Origin of the sequence: Couchioplanes azureus (genome assembly GCF_014648355.1) — a bacterium.
In the GTDB taxonomy this organism is placed as follows: Bacteria; Actinomycetota; Actinomycetes; order Mycobacteriales; family Micromonosporaceae; genus Actinoplanes; species Actinoplanes azureus.
In genome coordinates, this window is record NZ_BMQY01000003.1 from 253,973 (window position 1) to 269,897 (window position 15,925).

Annotated in this window: 12 protein-coding genes; 2 read left to right on the plus strand and 10 right to left on the minus strand. The window is 74.9% G+C overall.

The window, feature by feature from the left end:
• Positions 1 to 113: 113 nt before the first annotated feature.
• Positions 114 to 5,417 carry a diguanylate cyclase gene (locus tag IEY99_RS12465; protein WP_189202638.1) on the minus strand — a complete coding sequence of 1,768 codons (5,304 nt, stop codon included), beginning with the start codon at positions 5,415 to 5,417 and terminating at the stop codon, positions 114 to 116.
• A gap of 40 nt (positions 5,418 to 5,457) precedes the next feature.
• On the minus strand, positions 5,458 to 6,096 hold the full coding sequence (locus IEY99_RS12470) for an adenylate/guanylate cyclase domain-containing protein (RefSeq protein ID WP_189202640.1): 639 nt from the start codon (positions 6,094 to 6,096) through the stop codon (positions 5,458 to 5,460).
• A 174-nt stretch (positions 6,097 to 6,270) separates the two neighbouring features.
• On the opposite strand from IEY99_RS12470, the gene IEY99_RS12475 reads away from it, so the two are divergent.
• Both IEY99_RS12475 and IEY99_RS12480 read left to right on the plus strand, forming a co-directional pair.
• A complete protein-coding gene (locus IEY99_RS12475) occupies positions 6,271 to 9,090 on the plus strand; it encodes a helix-turn-helix transcriptional regulator (protein WP_189202642.1) in 2,820 nt (939 codons plus the stop codon).
• Positions 9,091 to 9,251: 161 nt separating this feature from the next.
• Positions 9,252 to 10,028, plus strand: coding sequence for a DUF5995 family protein (locus IEY99_RS12480; RefSeq protein ID WP_189202644.1), 777 nt, complete (start codon positions 9,252 to 9,254; stop codon positions 10,026 to 10,028).
• A 74-nt stretch (positions 10,029 to 10,102) separates the two neighbouring features.
• On the opposite strand, the gene IEY99_RS12485 is transcribed toward IEY99_RS12480, so the two are convergent.
• From IEY99_RS12485 to IEY99_RS12520, 8 genes are all read right to left on the minus strand, one after another.
• Positions 10,103 to 10,636: a hypothetical protein gene (locus IEY99_RS12485; protein WP_189202646.1), complete on the minus strand. Its 534-nt coding sequence runs from the start codon at positions 10,634 to 10,636 to the stop codon at positions 10,103 to 10,105.
• A 40-nt stretch (positions 10,637 to 10,676) separates the two neighbouring features.
• Positions 10,677 to 12,026: a sensor histidine kinase gene (locus IEY99_RS12490; RefSeq protein ID WP_189202648.1), complete on the minus strand. Its 1,350-nt coding sequence runs from the start codon at positions 12,024 to 12,026 to the stop codon at positions 10,677 to 10,679.
• Positions 12,019 to 12,708, minus strand: coding sequence for a response regulator transcription factor (locus IEY99_RS12495; protein WP_189202650.1), 690 nt, complete (start codon positions 12,706 to 12,708; stop codon positions 12,019 to 12,021). Before IEY99_RS12495 ends, IEY99_RS12490 begins: the two co-directional genes overlap by 8 nt.
• A 165-nt stretch (positions 12,709 to 12,873) precedes the next feature.
• Complete coding sequence (locus IEY99_RS12500) at positions 12,874 to 14,100, minus strand: RNA polymerase sigma factor (RefSeq protein WP_189202652.1); 1,227 nt, start codon at positions 14,098 to 14,100, stop codon at positions 12,874 to 12,876.
• A complete protein-coding gene (locus IEY99_RS12505; RefSeq protein ID WP_189202654.1) occupies positions 14,097 to 14,492 on the minus strand; it encodes a YciI family protein in 396 nt (131 codons plus the stop codon). Before IEY99_RS12505 ends, IEY99_RS12500 begins: the two co-directional genes overlap by 4 nt.
• A 139-nt stretch (positions 14,493 to 14,631) precedes the next feature.
• A complete protein-coding gene (locus IEY99_RS12510; protein ID WP_189202656.1) occupies positions 14,632 to 15,006 on the minus strand; it encodes a VOC family protein in 375 nt (124 codons plus the stop codon).
• A 91-nt stretch (positions 15,007 to 15,097) separates the two neighbouring features.
• A complete protein-coding gene (locus IEY99_RS12515; protein WP_189202658.1) occupies positions 15,098 to 15,745 on the minus strand; it encodes a response regulator in 648 nt (215 codons plus the stop codon).
• A partial coding sequence (locus IEY99_RS12520; protein WP_189202659.1) for an ATP-binding protein occupies positions 15,738 to 15,925 on the minus strand: 188 nt, incomplete at its 5' end. The genes IEY99_RS12520 and IEY99_RS12515, both read right to left, overlap by 8 nt.

The window sequence follows — 15,925 nt, forward strand, 5'->3', positions numbered from 1 at the left end:
CTCCAGCGGTGGCGGGCCGTCAACGACGCGGCGAGCCTACCGGGGAGGTGCGACGAGTTTGGTGAGACCGACCCGGAACGCCACCTCGAAGAGGAGCACCAAAGGGACGAATGTCACTCGTCGTGAGCCATCACACGGTTCCGGCCGGCCTGCTTGGCCGCGTAGAGGCCCGCGTCGGCCCGGCCGAGGAGCGCGTCCGCGGTGGCGTCGGTGGGCCGCAGCCGGGCCAGGCCCACGCTGATCGTCGCCGGGATCGGACCGGTACGGGTGTCCAGCGGCGTGCCGTCGATCGCGGCGCGCAGCTTCTCCGCCAGCACCGGGCCGTCCTCGCGGATCCCGGGCAGCAGGACGGCGAACTCCTCGCCGCCGTACCGGGCCACGAGACCGTCCGGCGGCAGGCAGGCCAGCAGCCGGGTGACGACCGCGCGGATGACGTCGTCGCCGGTCTGGTGCCCGTACGTGTCGTTGATGCGCTTGAAGTGGTCGATGTCGATCATCAGGGCGGTGACCGGGCTGCCGGCCGCCCGCGCGGCGCCCAGCGACTTCTCGGCCAGCTCGAAGAACCGCCGCCGGTTCGCGACCCCGGTCAGGCTGTCGGTGGTGGCCAGCTCGTTGATCCGGCTGAACAGCCGGGCGTTGTCGTACGCGACCATGCCCTGGCCGACCAGCGCGGCGGCGACCCCGAGGTCCGCGGCGGCGTACGCGTTGGCCCGCTCGGAGGCCAGCACGAGGACGCCCACCGCGCCCTCCCGGTCGTCCAGCGTGACCGTCAGCCAGCTCGCCCCGGCGTAGTCGCCGAGCGCGGACGCCCAGGCCGGCGTACCCGAGATCATGTCGGCCTGGCGGTTGTCGAGCAGCGCGAGCAGCGCCGGGTGCTCGGCCGGGCGCACGGTGAACGGGCTGCCCTTGTCGCCCAGCACGGTGATCTCGGCGGACGCCGAGGTGCCCAGCAGCAGCCAGCCGCGCTCGCCGCCCGGCGTCTGCCGCGCGGTCAGCAGCAGCCGGCGCAGCACCAGCTCCGGGTCGAGGGTGCCGCTGAGCCGGGCCATCGCCCGGCGCAGGGTCTCGGCCAGGTCGCGCTGGCGGTTGGCGGCGGCGACGGCCACCTCGAGCTGCGCCGCGCGGGCGGTCTCCAGGCCGACCGCGATGTGGTGGGTGACGGCGGTGAGCACGTCCACGTCGTCGACGGTGAAGACGCCCTTGGCGACCCGGCTGTCCAGGTAGACCACGCCGAGGAGGCGGTCGTCCAGCTCCAGCGGGGCGACCAGGATGCTGCGCAGGCCGAACTGCACGACGCTGTCGGCGCCCATGGCGGCGCCCTCCTCGGTGCCGGTCACCACGAGCGGCTCGCGGCTGTGCCGGACCCTGTCCACCACGGTGCCGCTGTAGCCGGCGAGCTCGGCGAGGTCCTGGCCACCGGCGTCGCGTCCGACGTACGGCGCGAGCACACCGCTGTCGGCGTCGACGAGGAACAGCAGGGCGCGCTCGGCGCCGAGCAGGCGTACGGTCTCGTCCAGCGCGACCCGGGTGAGCCGCTCCGGGTCGATGACCCGCGACGCGGCGTTGCTGAGCTGCTCGAGGGCGGCCCAGCGCTGTCCCGCGCGGCCCCGGGCGGCGACGACCGGCACCCGGTTGCGCCGGCCGGCGTCGAGCCGGAACTCCGCGGCGACCCGGCGGGCCCGGTGCGGCCAGCCGCGGTCCTCGGCGATGCCGGCCGCCATGCGGGCCTGCAGCTCCGCCTCGCCGGAGACGGCCAGGACGGTGAGCGCGCGGGCGCGCACCAGCGCGGCCTCGAACGAGGTCAGCGGCGAGTCGACCGTGCGCAGCAGCTTCTCGGCCTTCGCCAGGATGTCCAGCGCCTGACCGGCGTGGCCGGGCTTCAGGACGGCGAGCGCCGCCTGCGCCACCCGGTGGTGCGCCGCGACGACGGGCCGCTTGGTGACCTGGCCGAGCATCGCGACGGCCACCTCGGCCGCGGCGATCGCCCGCTCCTGCTCGGCGGGCGCGGCGCGGCGCGCCTGTTCGAGCCGGCCGTACGCGCGGTAGACGTAGTACGAGTGCTGCGCGGGCAGCACGTCGAACGGGCGCAGCCCCAGCCCGTCGAACTCGGCGACGGCGTCGTCGAAGGCGCTGCCCAGGTCGTCGCGTTCGAGGGCGGCGAGCATCCGGGCCACGATCATGTCCACGACCTCGTGGATCTCCCGGGTGTCGCCGGCCCGGTTCAGCCGGGCCAGGGCCTCGCCGGCCCGGCCGCGCATGGCGAGCAGACCCGCGTCGACGGCCACGACGGCGCTGCGGTCGCCGTGCCCGCCGGCGTCCAGCCAGCGCTGGCGCCCGACGCAGGCCTCCTCCGCCTCGGCGATCTCGCCGCGCAGCAGCCAGTCCCAGCCGAGGACGGCGTAGCAGTCCAGGATCAGCCCGGCGTCGAGGAACCGCTCGCGCTCGACCAGCACCTGCCGGACCCGTTCGCCGGAGTCCTCGCCGCTGCCGTGCACCGCGATGGCGCTCATCCACTCGATGCGGGCCGCCAGCGTCGGATCGCCCAGGTCGCCGGCGATCCGCGACGACGACGCGGTGATGCGGTCCGAGAGCCGCTGCATGCCGGCCATGCGCAGCGGCAGGGTGAGGGCGACGAGGTCGCGGGCCCGCTCGGGCGAGCGGCCCAGGCGGTTCATCGGGTACGGCATCCGCAGCGCGTAGTACAGCGAGTGGGCCGGGCGCAGGGTACGGACGCTGGCGGAGGCGCCGTAGTGGTACAGCGTCGACTCCAGTGCCAGCAGCTCGCGGCGCTCGCCCTTGGCCGTGCCGTAGCCGAGCCGGGTGACCCGGGTCAGGCAGCCGACGAAGAACAGCCAGAGGCCGGTGAGCACCCGCAGGACCGGGTTGGCCGGCAGCGGCCGGCCCAGCTCGGCCAGTCCCTGCTCCACGGCCCGCATCTGCGCCGCACCGCTCCAGCTGCTCTCGTAGACCCGGGCGAGCATCAGGTGGATGCGCGCGCGCTCGGCGCCCTCGGGAGCCTCCGCCAGGGCCTCGGCGAGCGTCGCGACCGCCTCGTCGAAGCGGCCGTTCTGGTGGTATGCCGTGCCCAGCAGCTGCTTGAAGGCGCTGCCCAGCGCCAGGTCGCCGGTCTTCACCGCGTCGCGGGCGTACTCCAGGTAGGTCAGCGCGGTGTCCGGCGCGTGCTCGGCCAGGGCGCGGGCGCCGGCGGCCATGCAGGCGCGCAGCATCCGGTCGGACGCCTGCTCGGGACGGCCCAGCACGCAGTGCCGGGCGAGGGCGTACTCGTCGGGGTCGGGCCGGCTGTCCAGGGCGTCGGCGATCCGCTGGTGCAGGTCGCGGACGTCGTCCTCGTCGAGGCCGGCGAGCAGCGCGACCCGGATGCTGTCGTGCAGGAAGCGGTGGGTGCCGTCGCCGTACGCGACCAGGCCCTGGTGGCCCGCGTCGGTGAGGACGTCGAGGACCCGGCGCAGGTCCAGCCCGGCGGCCTCGGCGACGATGCCGGCGGAGAACGACGTGCCGACCACGGCGGCGATGCCGAGCAGCCGGCGGCTCTCGGCGTCGAGGGCGCCCATGCGGCGCAGCACGAGCTGGGCCGAGTCCGCGGGGAGGGCGAGGTCGCGCACGCCCTCGGCGTCGACCTCCCAGGTGCCCCAGTTCGGGGTCAGCAGGCCGGCGTCCAGCACGGCCCGGGCGTAGACGAGCGTGGTGAACGGGTTGCCGCCGGTCAGCAGGGCGATGGCGGTGGCGCCCTCCTCGGGCAGCCGTACGCCGCCGGACAGGGCGCCGATCAGGTCGGCGACCTGCGCGACGGTCAGCGCGGGCAGCGAGATCTCGGTCACCGGGGTGCCGGGCCGCACCGGCAGCAGGGCTTCCCCGCCGTCGTCCGGCCGCCCGCTGGCCAGGATCAGCATCGGTACGCCGGAGATCCCGGCCGCGATCTGCTCCAGGACCCGCAGGGTGCCGTCGTCGAACCACTGGGCGTCGTCCAGGTGCAGCAGCACCGGCCCGGCCGCCCGGGTCAGGCCGGTGAGCAGGTCGGCGACCGCCGCCGCGTGCCGTCCCTGCCCGATCTCGCCGGAGACCTGCGGCACCCCGAGCGCGTCCGCGAGCGCGGGCGACAGGCTGGTGACCAGGCCGGCGCTCTGCCCGGCCGCGGCACGCAGCGTAGCCTCGGCGATTGCGCGCCCGCCGGGCCGCTTGAGCAGGTCCCTGACGTACGCGTCGACGGCGGCCCGCAGCGGCGCCATCGGCCGGCTGTCGCTCGACGAGGCGCTGCCCTGCAATACCACGCCACCGGCGGCTCGCACCAGTGCGGCGAGCTCGGCGGCGAGCCGGGTCTTGCCGGACCCGGTGGGCCCCTGGAGGGTCACGACGCCGCCCCTGCCGGCCATCGCCTCGCCCCAGAGCTCACGCAGCGTCTCGAGTTCGGCGTCACGTCCGGTCAGCGACGGCTCGAACGGGACCACCGGCCCGTCGTGCTCGCCGAGGGCGAAGGTCCCGGCCGGGTCGGCGGCGAGGCGGCGCAAGTCGGCCAGCAGCCCGGCGGCGCTCTGGTAGCGGTCGTCCGGGTCCTTGGCGAGCAGCCGGACGATGATCGCCGCGAAGGTCGCGCCGAGGCCCGGGGCCAGCGCGCGGGGATCCGGCACCGGGGCGGTGGCGTGCAGGTGCAGCAGCTCGCCGACGTCGTCCGCGGCGAACGGCGGCGCGCCGGTGACGCACTCGAAGAGCACGGCGCCCAGGGCGTACAGGTCGGAGCGGTTGTCGACCGGCCGATTGAGCATGCCGCTCTGCTCGGGCGCGCAGTAGGTCAGCGTCCCGGCGATCGCGTCGTCCGGCCCGACCCCCTCGCCGGCGGCGGCCGTGGCGAGCCCGAAGTCGACGAGGTGGGCCACGCCCTCGCCGCCGATGATGATGTTCTCCGGCTTGATGTCGCGGTGCACCAGGTTGCGCTCGTGCGCCGCGCTCAGCGCCGCCGCGATGTCGGCGCCGATCGCGACCGCGTGCCGCTCCCGCACCGGCCCGCGCAGCAACCGCCGGGTCAGGGGCTCGCCCTCGGCCAGGTCCAGCAGCACGTACGGCCGGCCGGCGACCTCGCCGACCTTGTGCGCCCGGGGCAGGTGGGGGCAGTCGATGGCGGCCAGCACGGCGGCCTGCCGGCGGAACTCCCGCAGTTCCTCCGGCAGCGACTGCTGGGTCGGCTCCTCCTGGCTCCTGCCCCGCTGGGGCGCGATCAGCCGCGCCGCGCCCGGGGCCTTGAGCAGCATCTTCAGCGCGTAGTCGGTGCCCGCGTGCCGGACCCGGAAGACGACGGCCTGCGCGCCGCGGCCGAGCTCGCCCAGCACTTGGAGCCCGGCGGCATCGCCGAGCTCCGACTGCACCGCGGCCGGCTCCACCGGTACGGAAGGCGAGGCACCCACGATGCCTTTATCGGCGCTGCCCGAGCGCGCTGAAGGATTGTCAGCAGCAGGGCTCCAGGGCGCGGGCCTGCGCCGGCACGGTCCGCGGGTCCAGGGCGCGCCACAGCTCCACCGGAGCCGGCTTGCCCGCGAGCGACACCGGCGGCAGCTCCTGGTAGGCGACCGCGCCGTCGGAGGCGCTCTGCGTCGCCGCGCAGACCACCACGGTGTCGTGCGGTGCGCAGGCCTGCAGCCGCGCCGCCGTGGCGACGACGCTGCCGCTGACCATCCCGTAGCCGCCGTCGCGGGCCGCGTCCAGGTCGACGATCACGTCGCCGGTGGCGAGGCCCACCCGGGTGCGGACCGGGAACCGGCCGGCCAGGAGGCGCCCCCGCAGCGCCTCCTGGATGCCCAGCCCGGCCCGGACCGCCGCCGCGGCGGCGTCGCGCACCCCGTCCGGCGTGCCGGCCCGCGGGCCGTCCGCGCCGAAGACCGCCATGACCGCGTCGCCGATGAACTTCTCCACGACCCCGCCCTCGGCCCGCACCACCGCCGAGACGAGCCCGAAGTAGTCGACTTGCAAATCCCGCACATCGGCGCAGTCCAGGTCGTCGACCATGCTGGTGAATCCCACGATGTCGACGAAGAGCACCGTCACCGTCTGTCGCCGGCACCGGACACCGGCGGACAATCTGTTCATGTCCTACGCCCCCCTCAGCTGCGTTGGCGCAGAGAACGGTGCCAGGACGGGGCGGGACAGCGGATCAGCAGAATGACGTATCTATGACAGCGGCCGCGTCGTCGGTTCTTTGTGACGCAGAACAGTCCGAACCGACGAGAACGTCATAGCGGCGTTCCCACTAGGCTGCCACGCATGGCCAGCGAAGGGGATGACGCGCCACTTGTCGGACGTTCCGACATCCTGACGTCGATCCAGGCCGACCTGCTCGCCGCGGGCCCGGGCGGTACCGCGGCGGTCTTCGTGACCGGTGAGAGCGGCGTCGGCAAGAGCCGCCTGCTCCGCGAGACCGCCGACGTGATGCGCGCCGCCGGCGCCGCGGTGCTGCTCGGCGCCTGCCTGGACATCGGGGACGCCTCCCCGCTGCACCCCGTGCTCCAGGCGCTGCGCCAGGCCGGCGCCCAGCCCGGTCCCGGCCCGGTCGACGCCCAGGACGGCGCGGGCGCCCTGCTCGAACGGGTGTCCGCCGAGCTGCGCTCGCTGGCCCGGGGGCGGCGGCTGCTGCTCGTCCTCGACGACCTGCAGTGGGCCGACCGCAGCACCCGCCAGCTGCTGCTCTATCTGCTCGCCGGCCTCGGTGACATCAACCTGTCCGTGCTGGCCGCGGTCCGTTCCGAGTCGCTGCACGGTGCGCACCCGCTGCGCCGCGTGCTCGCCGAGCTGCGGCGGCTGCGCTCCGTCCGGGTGCTCGACCTGGCCCCGCTCGACCAGGACGCGACCGCCGAGCTGGTCGCGGCCATCGCCGGCACCGACGTCGCGGCCGAGGACGCCGACCGGGTCTTCAAGCGCAGCGGCGGCAACCCGTTCGTCGCCGAGGAACTCGCCCGTGACCTGCGCGACGGACGGGTCGAGCTGTCCGACACCTTGCGGGAGATCTTCCTGTCCCGGGTCGACGAGCTGCCCCCGCACGCGCACGACGTCGTGCACGCGGTCGCCGCCGGCGTCGAGCCGGTCGAGCACTCCCTGCTGGCCCGGGTGCTGCCGCTGCCCGAGGCCGAGCTCATCGAGGCGGTCCGGGCCGCCGTCGCACACCGCTTCCTGACCAGCGCGGCGGACGGCTACCGGCTGCGCCACCAGGTGGTCGCCGAGGTGCTGGAGCACGAGGTCCTGCCGGCCGAGCACGCCGCCCGGCACCGGCGCTACGCCGAGGCGATCGAGGCCATGCCGGGCGAGCCGGACCACGCGCGGCTGGCGCACCACTGGCAGCAGGCCGGCGAGCCGGCCCGCGCCCTGCCCTCGGTCGTGGCCGCCGCCCGCGCCGCCGAGCGGCTGTACGGCTACGCCGAGGCGCACCGCTACTGGGCCCTGGCCCTGGAGCTGGCCCCCGACGACTCGCCGCAGCGCACCGACCTGCTCGCACACGCCGCCGAGGCCGCACACCGCTGCGGCGAGCACCAGCGGGCGCTGACCACGCTGGAGCTGCTCGCCGCCCGTCCGGACGGGCCGGGCGTCTGCGAGATCCACCTGCGCCGGGCGCGCTACCTCGCCGCCGCCGGGCGCACCGCCACCGCGGAGTTCGAGTACGAGCGCGCCCTGGCCTCCCCGGAGTGCAGCGCCAGCGAGAAGGCGAGCGCGGCCGCCAACCTCGCCGAGCTGCTCGTGCACCTCGGCCGGTACGCCGACGCCGGTGACCGCGCCCGAGAGGCCCTGGAGCTGGCCGAACGCGCCGACGGTTCGACCGCCGACCTGGTCCGGGCCAGCGCCGCGCTGGGCTTCAGCCTGGCATTCCGGGAGGATCCGGACGCGGGTCTCGCGGTCATCCGCCAGGCGGTGGAGATCGCCGAGCGCACCAAGCACCCGGACGACATCGGCTGCGCGTACCTGCACCTGGCGGAGCTGCTGACCAACCCGCTGAACAACATCGAGGAAGGTGTGCTCGTCGCCCGTCGCGGCGCGGAAAGGCTCGCCGCGATGGGCCAGGGCCGCACCTACCAGACGCGGTTGCTGGCGATCGCGGCGAACGGCCTGTTCCGGGTGGGCCAGTGGGCGGAGGCCGGCCAGGTCCTCGACGACGCGATGCGCCACCGCCCCTCCGGCGCCGACGCGGTGGAGATCCTGCTCGCCCGGTGCCGGCTCTGGGTCGGTTTCGGCGACGTCCGCGCCGACCGGGACCTGGACGCCGTCGCGACGATCCTGGCCGGTGGCGGCGCCCGGCACGTGCTGCCGATGCTGACGCTGCGGGCCGGGCTGGCCATGTGGCAGGGCCGGCACGCCGAGGCCCGAGCGGCGGTCCAGCGCGGGCTCACCGAGACCCGCTCCGACGACCTCGTGCTGCTCGGCGTGCTGGCCTGGCACGGCCTGCGGGCCGAGGCGGAGGCGCAGGCCGGCGGCGAGGTCCCGGTCGACCCGGCGGTGGTGCGCCGGCTGCAGGCGGTGGTCGAGCGGATGGCCCGCGGCGCCGGGAACGCGGCGCCCCCGGTGCGGGCGGTCGTCGACGGCTACCTCGACCTGTGCGCGGCCGAGCTCAGCCGGATCGAGCAGCGCAACGACCCCTCGCTGTGGGCGCGGGCCGTGCAGGCGTGGGACCGGCGCAAGCAGCCGTATCCCGCCGCCTACTCGCGGCTGCGGCAGGCGGAGGCGTCGTTCGCCCGGCGCACCAAGCGGGCCGCCGCGACGACCGCGCTGCGGGAGGCGTACGAGACCGCCCGCGCGATGGGCGCCAAGCCGTTCGCGGCCGAGATCACCCAGGTGGCCGCCCGCGCCCGGGTGGCGCTGACCGGCGAGGAGGAGACCGCGCACCCCTCCCCCGCGCGCGGCGACGACGGCCTCAGCATGCTCACCGAGCGCGAGCGGGAGGTGCTGGCGGCGGTCGCCGAGGGGCTGACCAACCGCGAGATCGGCCAGGCGCTGTTCATCAGCGAGCGCACGGTCGGCGTCCACGTCGGCCACATCTTCGACAAGCTCCAGGTGCGCACCCGGGTGCAGGCCAGCCGGGTCTACCTCCGGGCGGCGTGACCTTTTCGTTATCTACGTACGCGGAATACGTCGTTCTACCGATCCCTGCGTAGTCCTGCGGTGAAAGGCTCACAGTCGTTCGGGGGAGCACCGCCCGGCGGCCGGGAGGCTCCGGGCGGTGCTGAGGACCTCCGCCGGAAAGCCCGTCCTGTGGAGGATCCATGATCACCGAGACGTCCGTCTGGGGGCCCGTGCGACGGGAGATGGCCGACGTGCTGTCCGGTCACCCGGACGACGTCCCGGCCGTGGTCGACCAGCTCACCAAGCTCCAGGACGTACTGGAGCGGGTGCCGCCGCTGCTGGTGAGCAACCCGCTCGCCGACTTCAACAAGCTCTACCTGACGATCACGACGTGCGTGCTCGAGCGGCTGTACGCGGGCCGCTTCGCCGATCCCGCGTTCCTCGCCCGCCTCGACGTCGAGTTCGCCGCCCGCTACTTCGACGCGCTGCGGCAGTGGTCGGACATGAGTCCCGGCTGCCCGAAGGCCTGGTCCGTGCTGTTCCACCGGATCCCGGGCCCGGACGCCCGCCCGCTGCCGTCGGCCGCCGCCGGCGTCAACGCGCACATCAACTACGACCTGCCGTTCGCCCTGGTCACCACGTTCGACCACCAGGGCGGCGACCCGGTGGACGACAGCGACCAGCACCACGACTACCTGCAGATCAACGACATCTTCGCCGAGCAGATCCCCGGCCTGCGCCGCGGCTACCTGGAGAAGTGGCAGCTGTTCATCGACATGATGAACGGCGACCTCGACGACCTGTGGCAGGGCGAGCTGGTGGAATACACCCGCAACGTCGCCTGGCGCAATGCGCAGCGGCTCTGGTCCGTCCGCCACGACCTGCAGGCCGTGGCCCGCGAGCGCGGCCGGCTGGACCGCACCACCGAGGCCTTCGGCAAGCTGCTGCTCTCCCCGATGGGCGCGATCCTGCAGTGACCGATCTTTATGGAGGGGGCGGGGCAGGGCCCGCGCTCGACGGCACCGAGTGCGGGCCCTGACCCACAGCGCGGCTAGCGGATCGCGACCAGCCGGGCCATCGCCCGGTCGCCGTCCCTGGCCCCGGCCACGCCGATCTCGGCGCCGGTCCTGAGGGCGCCCACCTCCACGGTCTTGCGGTCCTGCACGACTCTGACCTTGTCGCCGAAGGTCCAGGTCTGGGTGAAACCGTCGGTGGATCGCACGCTCATGGTCCGGGCGTCCACGGCGGTGATCGTGCCGCGCTGGACCACGATCGTCCGCACGCCGTCCTTCGCCCGTACCGTGGTCTCGCCGTGCAAAGTGTTCTTGCGCAGCTGCTTGCGCAGGCCGTGCCGGCGCTCCCTCGGTCCCGCCGACGCCGCGGCGGCCGGCCCGGCCTCGAGGCCGGTCTCGACACCGACGGTGGTCAGCGCGTCCGCCTCCCCCGCGACGTCCGCGGCGGCGAGGTCCGCGGCGACGGCCGGCGCCGCGGACGGTCCCGCGCCGGAGCCGCCGCACCCGGCCAGGGCAAGCAGGCCGGCGAGGCCCAGCGTGGTCACGGTCAGCGCGATTCGGGTTCGTCTCATGCGCTCAGCCTCCGACCGGCGTGCACGAGCCCGATCAGCGTCATGTTCGAGCGGCGTAAGGAACCGTCACCGTGAACATCGCCCCACCCTCGGGGGCGTGACCTGCCTCGATGGTGCCGCCCAGGCGGGACACCAGCCGCGCCGCGAGGGCCAGCCCCAGGCCGCTGCCGGTCTTGCGGACGTTCCGATAGCGCTGCTGCAGCGCGCCGCGCTGGAAGGCCACCGCGAGGTCGTCGTCGGTGAAGCCCGGGCCGCCGTCGCGGATCTCCACGACGCCGCCGCGCTCCCCCGTCCGGACCGCCAGCACCAGCGGCGCCCCGGCCGGCACCACCCGGAGCGCGTTCTCGCACAGCCCGTCGATCACCTGCCGGAGCCGGCCCGGATCGGTGTCGACCGCGATCGGCGCCTCGGGCAGCTCGACCGACAGCCGCGGCCCGTCCGGGCCGCAACGCGGCGCCCACGCCTCCCCCGCCGAGCCGACCAGGTCGACGAGGTCGACCCGGACCACGTCCACCGGCAGGTCCGCGGCCTCCAGGCGGGACAGCACGAGCAGGTCGGAGATGAGCCGGTCGAGCCGGTCCGCCTCGGCGAGCATGGTCTCCCCCGCCCGGGGCGCGCCCTCGGCGTCGACGACGCCGTCCGCCAGGGCCTCGGCGTACCCGCGGATCGTGGCGAGCGGCGTACGCAGCTCGTGCGAGACCGAGAGCAGGAAGTCACGCTCCCGGCCCTCGCTGATCTGCAACGCCGCGCCGAGCTGGTTGAGCGCGGCCGCGAGCTCCGCGGCCTCCGCCGGCGGCCGCACCGCCAGCCGCACCGACCGGTCACCGGCCGACAGGCGCCCGGCCGCCAGCGCCGCCTGCCGCAGCGGCCGCGCGGTGAAGTGGGCGAGCAGCGCCCCGGCGCCGACCCCGCCGAGCAGGCCGGCGAGCAGCGCGACCCACACCCCGCTCAGCACACGGGCGGCCGTGCCCGACTCGGCGGGACGGGTGAGCACGACGCCGCTGTCGATGCCGCGCAGCGGTCGCCCCGCGATCAGAACGGTACGGCCGCCGACCACGCCGCGGGTGTTGACCTCGGCACCGGCGGCCACCTGCTCGACCACCCGCGCGGGCAGCCCCGGCCGGTCGACGACCCCGCGCCGGATCAGGAAGACCTCGACGCCCTCCTCGTTCAGCCGCTTGACGATGCGGACCCGGGCGGCCGGCTTCTCGGTGCTGAGCAGCTCCACGGCCAGCCGGGACTTCTCCACCAGCTCGCTGCGGGCGGCGTTGTTGGCCGAACGGGCCGCGATCGGCAGCGCCACCATCGCGGTGATGATCACGGCGACGACCGCGGTGGCGGCGGTGACCAGCACGGTCCGCCCGGCCAGGGTGGCGAAGAACCTACGCATCGGCGGTGTAGCCGACCCCCCGCACGGTGCGGATCACCCCGGCGGCGGGCCCCAGCTTGGCGCGCACCTGGGCGACGTGCACATCGACGGTACGGGTGCCGGCGTGCGACGCGTACCCCCAGACGCCGGCCAGCAGCTCCTCCCGGGTGAAGACCCGCCCGGGCCGGTGCAGCAGGTGGCCGAGCAGGTCGAACTCGGTCGGGGTGAGCGACAGCGGCACGCCGTCCACGGTGACCAGCCGGCGGGCGGGATCCAGCGAGACCGGGCCGAGGCTGCGCACCCGGCCCCCGTCGGGCGGCCCGGCGGCCCGGCGCAGCAGCGCCCGCACCCGCGCGACCAGCTCCCGCGGGCTGAACGGCTTGGTGAGGTAGTCGTCGCCGCCGAGCTCGAGGCCGAGAATCCGGTCGACCTCGTCGTCGCGGGCGGTGAGGAAGACGACCGGCGTCCAGTCGCCGTCCTCCCGCAGCCGGCGGCAGATGTCGGTGCCCTCCATGCCGGGCAGCGCGATGTCGAGGATGCACGCCACCGGCCGGATCCGGCGCGCGGCGGCCAGCCCGGCGGTGCCGTCGTGCTCGACGTGCACGCCGAAGCCGTCGCGGGTCAGATACATCCGCACGAGGTCGGCGATGGGACGCTCGTCCTCGACGACCAGCACGAGCCCCTTGGACGATGCATCGCTCACGCACCCATTCTGCCCGCGCAACGGCCGCCGCGATGTTCGGGTCAGGTACGGATCTCGCGGCCCGGCCGTCAGGCCGACGGCCCGCGGGCGCCGCCCGCTCCGGGCCGGCCCGAGCCCGGGTCTCGGGGGCCGCTCGTCCCATTCCTCCCCGCCGGCCGCGCCGGGTCAGGGGTGGGTGGCCAGTTCGGCGGCGCGGAGCATGAGGTAGCGCTGCTCGGGCAGGCTCGCGGTCATCCTGGCGGCCTTCAGGTAGGCGGCGTGGGCGGCGGCCGCGTCGCCGACGAGCTCCAGCAGGTGGGCGCGGACCGCCTCGAGGCGGTGGTGGTGCGTCATCCGCTCGTCGCCGTCCAGCTCGGCGAGCACGGTGAGCCCGGCGAGCGGGCCGCGGGCCCGGGCCACCGCGACGGCCTTGTTCAGCGTGACCACCGGGCCGGGCGCCACCCGTTCGAGGACCTCGTAGAGGGCGAGGATCTGCGGCCAGTCCGTCAGCTCGGCGGCCGCCGCCTCGTCGTGCACCGCGGCGATGGCCGCCTGCAGCTGATAGGGCCCGAGCGGCCCGCGCCCCAGCGTCGCGGAGACCAGCGCCACGCCCTCGTCGATCAGCTCGCGGCTCCAGAGCGAGCGGTCCTGCGCGTCGAGCGGCACGAGCGCACCGTGCGCGTCGGTGCGCGCGGCCCGCCGGGCGTCGGTCAGCACCATCAGCGCGAGCAGCCCGGCGGTCTCGCCGTCCGGGGAGAGCCGGTGCAACATCCGGGTGAGCCGGATCGCCTCGGCCGTCAGGTCGGCGCGGTGCAGCCCCGGCCCGGAGCTGGCCGTGTACCCCTCGTTGAAGAGCAGGTAGAGCACCTGCCGGACGACCTGCAGCCGGGCGGAGCGATCGCCGCGGGCCGGCGGGACGAAGCCGGAACCGCTGCTCTTGATCTTCTGTTTGGCCCGGCTGATCCGCTGGGCCATGGTGGCCTCCGGCACCAGGAACGCCCGGGCGATCTCGGCGGTGCTGAGCCCCCCGACGGCCCGCAGCGTCAGGGCCAGCTGCGACGGCGCCGACAACGCGGGATGGCAGCAGAGGAACAGCAGGGTGAGCGTGTCGTCCTGGTCCGGCACGCCGCCGGGCTCGACCGGCTCCATCAGCGCGGCGTTCGCCTCGCGGGCCCGGCGGGCGCTGTCGCTGCGGAACTCGTCCACGAGCTTGCGACCGGCGACCGTGACGAGCCACGACCGGGGGCTGTCCGGAACCCCGGCGCCGGGCCACCGCAGGGCGGCCGCGAGCAGGGCCTCCTGCACGGCGTCCTCGGCGGCGTCGAACTGGCCGTAGCGGCGCACGAGGATGCCGAGGACCTGCGGCGCCAGCTCGCGCAGCAGGCCCTCGACCGCCGGCCCCGGACGGGTCATCCCCGGTTCTGCCCGGCGGGCTCGGCGCACGTGCCGTCCCCGGAGGGGCCGTCCGGCACCTGGCGCAGCTCGACCCGCTCGGCCCAGACCACGACCTGTCCGGCCAGGGCGATCGCGCGGTCCTCGTCCGCCACGTCGAAGATCCAGAAGCCGGCCAGCGACTCCTTGGCCTCGGCGAACGGGCCGTCGGTCACCACCACCTGAGCGCCGGAGCGGCTCACCGTCTTCGCGGTGGCGGGATCCGCCAGGCCGTAGGCGTGGACCAGCTCGCCGGACTTCTCCAGCTCGGCGTTGAAGGCGCCCATGAAGGCGATCATCTCGGAGATCCACTCGGGACTGCGCTGCTCCGCCATGGTGGCACCGTCGCCGAACATCATCAGCATGTACTTCATCGCGTCTCCCAGGTGTCGTCGCCCGCGGCTGCGGGCCCGTTGCGCCGGTGGGTCGGACCCCGGGCCGCGTTCTCGACATCTCGCCGGCCACAGGAGCGAGGAATTTCCCCGGCGGCTGCGGAGTCTGGCGCGCCGGGCCCTAGGCGTTCTGCCAGAGGCCGATCAGGTTGCCCTCGGTGTCGCGGACGTACGCCGAGAAGCCCATGTCGCCGACCGGCTGGCGGCCGATCTCCACGCGGCCACCCAGCTTCTCGATGCGGGCCAGGCTGTCGTCGAGATCCGCCACGCCGATGGTGATGACCGGCGAAGTGATCGGACCCTGGCGGGCCAGCATGCCGCCGTTGATGCCACCCGCCTCGGCGGGCCGGCCGGTGTCGTCGGTCGGCGTGGTGGTGACCATCGTGTAGGACATCTCCGGCATCGTCGCCAGCTGCCAGCCGAAGGCCTCGCGGTAGAAGCCGTGTGCGCGCTCGGCGTCGTCGAACGGCACCTCGAAGTGGACCACCTTGTCCATCTCGCCCCTCCTCAGGGTTGTCTGGTCACCTGTAGACGCTAGCCCCGGGGTCCGACAAAAAGGGGCCACCACGTTGCCGGGAAACGCCCGGCTACCGGCCGAGACCGGCCTCCCTGGCCCGGACGATCGCCTCGGCGCGGTCGGCCACCTGCAACTTGGCGAAGACGGTGGAGACGTTGTTGCGGACGGTCTTCGGCGACAGGTAGAGCGCCGCGGCGATCTGGCCGTTGGAGCGGCCCGCCGCCAGCAGGTCCAAGATCTCCCGTTCGCGGGCGGTGAGCTGCGGGAACGCGGTCGACGGCGTCGGCGGACCGGCGGCGAAGAACTGCGCGATGCGGGCCGCGAGCGTGGCACCGAAGACGGCGCCGCCGGACGCGACCGTGGTGATCGCGCGGACGATCTCCTCCTGCTCCGCGCCCTTCACCAGGTAGCCGCGGGCGCCCGCGCGCACGGCCGCGAAGACCGTGCCGTCGTCCTCGGACATGGTCAGGACCAGGATGCCGACGTCCGGGGCGAGGGTGGCCAGCTGGCGGGTGGCCTCGACGCCGTTGAGCTCGGGCATCTGCACGTCCATCACCACCACGTCCGGCAGCAGGCGGACGGCCTCGGCGACCGCTTCCCGCCCGTTCGCCGCCGTGCCGGCCACCTCGATGCCGTCGACCGAGGCGAGCAGCATCGCCAGCCCGTCCCGGAAGATCGGGTGGTCGTCGGCGACGAGCACCCTGATCGCGTCACCCATGAGCCACCTCCGCGCCGGGTCCCAGCGGCAGCCGGGCGGTGACCACCGTTCCGCCGCCGTCCGGGCACTCTATCCGGCAGTCGCCGCCCAGCTCGGCGGCGCGCTCACGCAGCGACACCAGGCCGACCCCGGTGGGCGTGCCGGCGGGGATACCCACGCCGTCGTCGGCGACCTCGACGG

Coding starts and splice junctions, on each gene's coding strand:
- IEY99_RS12470 (WP_189202640.1), bottom strand. CDS start 6,096: ATGAACAGATTGTCCGCCGGTGTCCGGTGCCGGCGACAGACGGTGACG.
- IEY99_RS12475 (WP_189202642.1), top strand. CDS start 6,271: ATGGCCAGCGAAGGGGATGACGCGCCACTTGTCGGACGTTCCGACATC.
- IEY99_RS12480 (WP_189202644.1), top strand. CDS start 9,252: ATGATCACCGAGACGTCCGTCTGGGGGCCCGTGCGACGGGAGATGGCC.
- IEY99_RS12485 (WP_189202646.1), bottom strand. CDS start 10,636: ATGAGACGAACCCGAATCGCGCTGACCGTGACCACGCTGGGCCTCGCC.
- IEY99_RS12490 (WP_189202648.1), bottom strand. CDS start 12,026: ATGCGTAGGTTCTTCGCCACCCTGGCCGGGCGGACCGTGCTGGTCACC.
- IEY99_RS12500 (WP_189202652.1), bottom strand. CDS start 14,100: ATGACCCGTCCGGGGCCGGCGGTCGAGGGCCTGCTGCGCGAGCTGGCG.
- IEY99_RS12505 (WP_189202654.1), bottom strand. CDS start 14,492: ATGAAGTACATGCTGATGATGTTCGGCGACGGTGCCACCATGGCGGAG.
- IEY99_RS12510 (WP_189202656.1), bottom strand. CDS start 15,006: ATGGACAAGGTGGTCCACTTCGAGGTGCCGTTCGACGACGCCGAGCGC.
- IEY99_RS12515 (WP_189202658.1), bottom strand. CDS start 15,745: ATGGGTGACGCGATCAGGGTGCTCGTCGCCGACGACCACCCGATCTTC.